This is a genomic window from Microcoleus sp. D3_18a_C4 (genome assembly GCF_036702415.1).
In the GTDB taxonomy this organism is placed as follows: Bacteria; Cyanobacteriota; Cyanobacteriia; order Cyanobacteriales; family Microcoleaceae; genus Microcoleus.
Genome location: NZ_JAUBTI010000003.1, coordinates 17,461 through 23,759, shown reverse-complemented (window position 1 = coordinate 23,759; position 6,299 = coordinate 17,461). Strand labels below are relative to the sequence as shown.

The 6,299-nt window shown below is 45.2% G+C and carries 4 protein-coding genes; all 4 read left to right on the top strand.

The annotated features are described in order from the left end of the window. On the top strand, positions 1–3,936 hold a 3,936-nt coding region (locus tag QUB16_RS02320), incomplete at its 5' end, for a DUF4157 domain-containing protein (protein WP_333313739.1). Positions 3,937–3,965: 29 nt separating this feature from the next. Next, complete coding sequence (locus QUB16_RS02315; protein WP_333313738.1) at positions 3,966–4,472, top strand: hypothetical protein; 507 nt, start codon at positions 3,966–3,968, stop codon at positions 4,470–4,472. Then, positions 4,462–5,583: a YbjN domain-containing protein gene (locus tag QUB16_RS02310; RefSeq protein ID WP_333313737.1), complete on the top strand. Its 1,122-nt coding sequence runs from the start codon at positions 4,462–4,464 to the stop codon at positions 5,581–5,583. Before QUB16_RS02315 ends, QUB16_RS02310 begins: the two co-directional genes overlap by 11 nt. Before the next feature lie 257 nt (positions 5,584–5,840). Then, a partial coding sequence (locus tag QUB16_RS02305) for a hypothetical protein (RefSeq protein WP_333313735.1) occupies positions 5,841–6,299 on the top strand: 459 nt, incomplete at its 3' end.

Here is a 6,299-nt window from a genome sequence, read left to right as displayed (position 1 = left end):
GAAGAGGAAGACCCGGCTCAAGCGAAGTTGGAACCCGTTCAGCGTCAGGAAGGAGAAGAAGAAGAACCCGCTCAAGCTAAAGGAGAATCAAGCCAAAAGGTTAAGCCAATACAAGCCAAGATTAACCTTGCTCCGAGTGGGGGTGGAAAGCTGATGCCTGAACCTGTGCAGCAGAAAATGGAGGGGGCTTTTGGGGCGGACTTTTCGGGCGTCCGCATTCACGAAGGGCCGCAAGCTAAAGCCATTGGGGCAGTTGCTTATACCCAAGGGTCAGATATTCACTTTCAACCGAGTAAATACCAACCCGATACGCAGTCCGGGCAAGAATTATTAGGTCATGAACTTACCCACGTTGTCCAGCAAAGGGCGGGGAGAGTTTCTGTGCCACAGGGGAAAGGAGCGCCCATTAATGCCGATCCAGGGTTAGAGACAGAAGCAGATATTTTAGGAGCTAAAGCAGCGCGGGGGGACAGTGTAGAGGTAGTGGGTGCAAGTTCAAGTCTCCAGCGCAAGCCTATTGAGGACACCGTAGGCTCCAAACCGATTTTACAACTCGACCAAGACGAGCAACAGAAAAATCCAGCAGGTTCTGAAGCAGGAGAACATAATCCGGACAGTCAGGGAGGACAGGAATTACTTGCCCATGAACCAACCTATGTGGTGCAGCAAAGCAGCACTACCGTCATTCAACGCAAACCCCCCGTAGAGCAGAGCAAACTCACTGAAGATCAGAAAAAACACGTTGCCAGGATTCGTCAAGCCAGAGCACAGCAACTAAATAAAGAAGCCAACCACAATCTTAAAGCCATAGGTACATCTCACCCTCCTCAGAAGGCAACACAGCATAAACAAAAAGCTAACCACAATCTTAAAGCCATAGGTACATCTCGCCCTCCTCTGGAAGCAACACAGCAATTAAATAATGTTAAAGAAGCGAGCGGATCTGCCCCTAACACTCATCAACCTGCGGCTGAGCAACCTGTCGCTAGTCAGTCTGTCACTCATCAACAAATTTCCACAGCACCTCAATCTGAAGCTCAACAGTCAGACTCTAACTTCCAAGTTACCCAGGATTATTCAGGGTTGATTCAGGATGACGATAGTGAAGAACTAGCACCTGTTGGGGACAATTTTCTAGACGGTTTGAATGAATCTGAAGACGAGCCAAAGCCGTCCCAACACTTGAGCGCTACTTCAATGCAAGATAATGCAGAAGCCAGCATTCAAGAAACGTTGACGAAGACAGACACGCTCTTAAATGTTAAAGAAGCGAGCGGATCTGCCCCTAACACTCATCAACCTGCGGCTGAGCAACCTGTCGCTAGTCAGTCTGTCACTCATCAACAAATTTCCACAGCACCTCAATCTGAGGCTAAACAGTCAGACTCTAACTTCCAAGTTACCCAGGATTATTCAGGGTTGATTCAGGATGACCATAGTGAAGAACTAGCACCTGTTGGGGACAATTTTCTAGACGGTTTGAATGAATCTGAAGACAAGCCAAAGCCGTCCCAACGCTCGATCGCTACTTCAATGCAAAATAATGCAGAAGCCAGCATACAAGAAACGTTGACGGAGGCGACAATGCTTTCAGCGAAAGGAAAAGAGAAAGTAAAAATCCTGAAAGATAGCGCCAAGAATAAAGAACAAAGCGAAGATGTCAAACGGGCGCGACAGGACAAAATTGGTAAGGTTGCAGTGAAGAGCGGACAAAAAGCCGATGCAACTGCCTTTAAATTTGGCGAACAATCTCTAAAAGAGTTTGAAGGAATCACGGGAGCGATCGCCCGACATCAAAGTAATATCCTGAGAAATAAATCCCTGATCTCAAAAACTGTAGCAGAAGGAAAAGAGGAATTAGCTAGAGCCTTCGCTCGCGGTAGCTATATAGCTACTAAATCCGCACAAGAAAAACTCGCCCCATTAAGAGACAAAGTTGAAACGCTAGAAGAAAATGCCCAACTAGAATCCGCTAAAACCCGGATGGGCTTACAAAAAGGCGGAGAAATTGGTGTAGACATTACGCCCGACCAACTGGAAACTAAAGCATCTGATGCAGCGATGAAGTTAGAGGAAAACCGCTACCACATGATGCGGAACTACAGTTTCTTGGAGATGGACAAGAAGACCATCAGCGACCTAGTTGAGAAGAAAATGGGAGAGGTCGTAGCTCATTACTATGCTCAGTCCGGCGATAGTGTCGCCACGAAGATATTAGAGGCAGGTCGCACGCGGGGTCAATCCCTTGAAAAAGGCAAACCGCTTTCTGACGAACAAGCTTTAGCACTAGCAAAAACCGATATCAAAGACTCAGAAGCGAGTGCAGAGGCGGGAGTCTCGGAAGGGGATCAACTCGCCGGCCAAACGATGGAGCCAGACCAAGCACCACAAGGGAAAGGAAATAAATATATTGATCCTAGCCTTAAGCAAGGTAAGATGGCAGGCTTAAAGGGCTTTTTCGGAGGCAGTTTCTCTAAGGCTTGGTCGGGCTTTAAGTCGCTGGCAAGTGCGGTTTGGTCGCCATTTAAGGGATTGGGTCGAAAAGTTGACCGCAAACTGATTAATAAAGATAAAGGGGAGAAAGTTGCCGAAGCCCGGATGATCCAGGGACTGGAACTAATGGCGATGTTTGAGGCGCAAGCAGAACAGCGACTGAAGGAGGCGGAGAAGTGCGGCGGTGAAACGGTGGAAATGCACGAACAAGCCTTAGCTACTTACGATGAAATCGATGCTGGGAAGAAGAATCAGAAAACAGGCGGCGACTTTGATACCAAGCAATTCACGCTTAAAGTTGGCAAATCTTGGGAAAATGTCGAAAAGAGCGCCGTCTACCGCGTCAAGCTAGAAAAATACCAAGCCGATGTTAAGGAAGAAAGCAGTAAGTACGAGAAGTACGGCGCACGGGCAATGGGAACAGGTGGGCAACTGGCGCGAAAAATAGCCGCAGGAGCGGGAAATGCGGCATTGAGAATCGCGACTCTGGGTACAGTAGGGTTGAAGACGAAAGAAGTTGGAGCCGGGTACAAGAGTGAAATCAAGGCAACAACCGTTAAGCAAGAGTTTATGGCGGCAGCTAAGGAGTTCCAAGCGATCGTTGCAGGAACTAACGGTGAAGGTGTCAAGGGTTTAGGCGGACAGACAGGAGCCAAAGCCTACGCGGTGATGCAAGGGATTTCTACAGCCCTGGGACTGCTCAAGAGCATCTTCTCAGCGTTGAGCTTATTTACGATTCCTGCACCTCCTGTAGCGGCGGTCTTCACTTCACTAACTCTCTTCACGACGATTGTGAAGACGGCTGTTGACTTGGCACTGTTCATCTGGACGGGAATTGGGACGATGAAGACAAACGATCCGCGCTCTCGATCCAAGCTGAAGGGTAATTTTGCCAAGCACGGACTCGCTTTTGGGGAAGGTGCTTCCGCCGTTGGTGCTGCTGGATTGATATCAAAAATTTCTCGTGATGCAGGTCAATTTAAATTTGATAAGCAGACAGCGGCTTTAGGTGATGTTGATACGGGTGGAGCATTCAAAGGTCTAGGAAAAGATTTAATAAATGGTATAGGAGGGTCACAACATTGGGGCGCTGTTGGTAAATTTGCTGCAAATACTGCCATTGGACAAGCCATCCCGCTTACCAATACGATCGCTGGTGGTGTTGCAGGAGCGATCGGTGATAGCAATCAAGAGGCGATGAACCGCCAAAATGACAAGCGAGTGGCAACATTCGACCAAGAGTTCAAGGCTAAACGTGCTGAAGGTAATGTCAAGTTACAAGAAAGCAACACTAAAATGGCACAACTCAAGGAGATGATCGACAAGAAGATTGCTGGGACATCCGAATCGCTCCAGAGTCAAGATCAACCCTTAGCTAATATGCTTGAGAGTGTAAGAGCCGCAGTCAAGAGTATGAATCTACCGGAACCTGACCCAGAGTAAAACCGAGTGACTAATTTAGAGGAGATTTGATGAGCAATACCGTAGGAAATCCCGTGAAAGCGATCGCTACTTCGGCCATCCTACAAGCATCGATAATTGGTGGTCTCGGGCTTTTGGTCGGTTGTGGTGTGGCTTTAGTGGCGCTATTTATCGGGAAAGATGCTAAGGGAACTGCCGATATTATTGTTCAAGGTTACATCAGCTTATTGTTATTTCTTCCGCTTGCTTCTTGGCTGGCACATTTAGTCGCCATCGATGGAGAGGATGCCAAAATCGTTTATTCTTCTCTGACCAATGCTTTACTAACTTCAATTTTGGGAGCATTTTTAGGAGTAAGTTTTGGTGGCGGTTTAGGCTTTTTAGTATCAGGAATTAACCTACCCATTGTTTTAAGAGGGTTGGACGCTAATCAGTTTAGCTTAATGGTGCGAGAGCGAATTTATTGGAATCAGTTTTTACTGGTTTTAGTAGTGAGTGTTAGTGTGACAATTCCTTTAGCAATTTGGACATGGAGACGAGCAAGAAATGGTAACTGAATCACTATCTTATAGTTTAGATAATCCCTTATCCCTGCAAACTCCCGATGGTTTGCTAACCATCGAAACTAACTTATCTGTGAGTTCGGAAGAGAATCAAATTAAAGAATGTTTCTTGAGATTTTCTGTGCCTCCCGAACAATTTCAAGATTTTCAGTCCAAACAACTGTTTAACCTCAAGCCTGAAATGATCGGCGCGACTAAAAAATCCTTCGATTCGCAGTTAGCTCTCGAATTAACTGCCAAATTCAATACTCAATTATTAGGCAATTTACCAGCTAATACTGACTTTAAAAATTATTTACTAAATTTGGATAATCAATCTCCTCTATTACAAACAGAAAATTGGTTTATTGTCTCAGTAAAACAATCGCAAGCGGACGGAGAGGTCAACTATCAAACTTTGTGGAGTTATCTCGATCCAGAGGAAATCGGTTCCCTGTCAGGTACTACTCTAGTCGATATAGTGATGCGTTTCCTGCAGGAGCAAACCAATACAGATTCTAGTATTGTCGAAGTTGTAGGCGAGGCAATGAAAGATTGGTTTAAACAACATCATAACTTAACTAATCTTGAGGTAATTTCTCCTGAAAAAATGATTAGTAATGTTATTAGTATTCTAGAATCATTCACAGAAAATTCCGAGGTTTTACCATCTGAATCCCATATATTTTCACTGGTTTTACAATTTTTTCAGGAGCATAATTGGTTTCCTGAAGTTATTAAAGAACAAGCCATTTTAAGAGTATCTGCACAAGCGAATAATGGTGACTGGTTTTGTTATGCTGAAATTCGAGAAGAACAAAAGCAATTTCGATTTTACTCAGTTTGTCCCATTAAAGCACCGCCGGAAAGGCGAATGGCGATCGCCGAATTTATCACTCGCGCTAATTATGGCTTATCTATCGGTAACTTTGAGTTAGATTTTGCCGATGGAGAAGTGCGTTATAAAACGAGCATTGATGTTGAGGGAAGTCAGTTAGATTTAGCACTGATTAGACAATTAATTTATCCCAATCTGACGACCATGGATGAGTATCTACCCGGACTCATGAAAATTATCTACAGCGATATTTCACCGAAAGAGGCGATTGCTGAAATTGAAAGATAGCAAAAAATTTTTGATCGCCAAACTCTCTGGCGTTAACAGTAAATTCAGCAAATTGCAAAATTGAACCAGTACAATTCAGTTAGAAAATAACTCGCGATGTTTGGCGATCGCCCGTTTTCCAGAATCCGAGCAAAATTAGACAAAAGTTTAATTTTAGCGGTAACAACTTTATGGTTTAATTAAAGTTAGGCTCTAAATGTTGATATTCCTGAGATTCGCAAAATACCTACAGGCTTAAATAACTGGAGATTGTCACTATGAAGACGCGACTGAGAAAACAAGACCATCATGATTTAGCTCCACTAACAGAGACACCTGTTCAAGCTAAATCTCTCAGTCCCGTCCGTCCGATGGAAAACTCCCTCGGCTCACCCCAGATAGCTGCAACAGAAGACACACAAACTGAACAGCAGCAGGAAAAACAGGGTTTTAATTTTGCCGAAATGCCAATTTTTGCAGGTACAGCAGGGGAGTTAAGACCGAGAGTACAAGCTAAGTTTTTCAAAGGCGATCGCTCTGGTAATGTAGCACAGCCACCAGTCCAACGCCAAGAAATTGAGGAAGAACCCATGCAGGGTAAACTCGAACCCATCCAGCGTACTGAAGGGGAAGAAGAAGAACCTGCTCAAGCGAAGTTGGAACCCGTCCAGCGTACTGAAGGGGAAGAGGAAGACCCGGCTCAAGCGAAGTTGGAACCCATCCAGCGTACTGAAGGG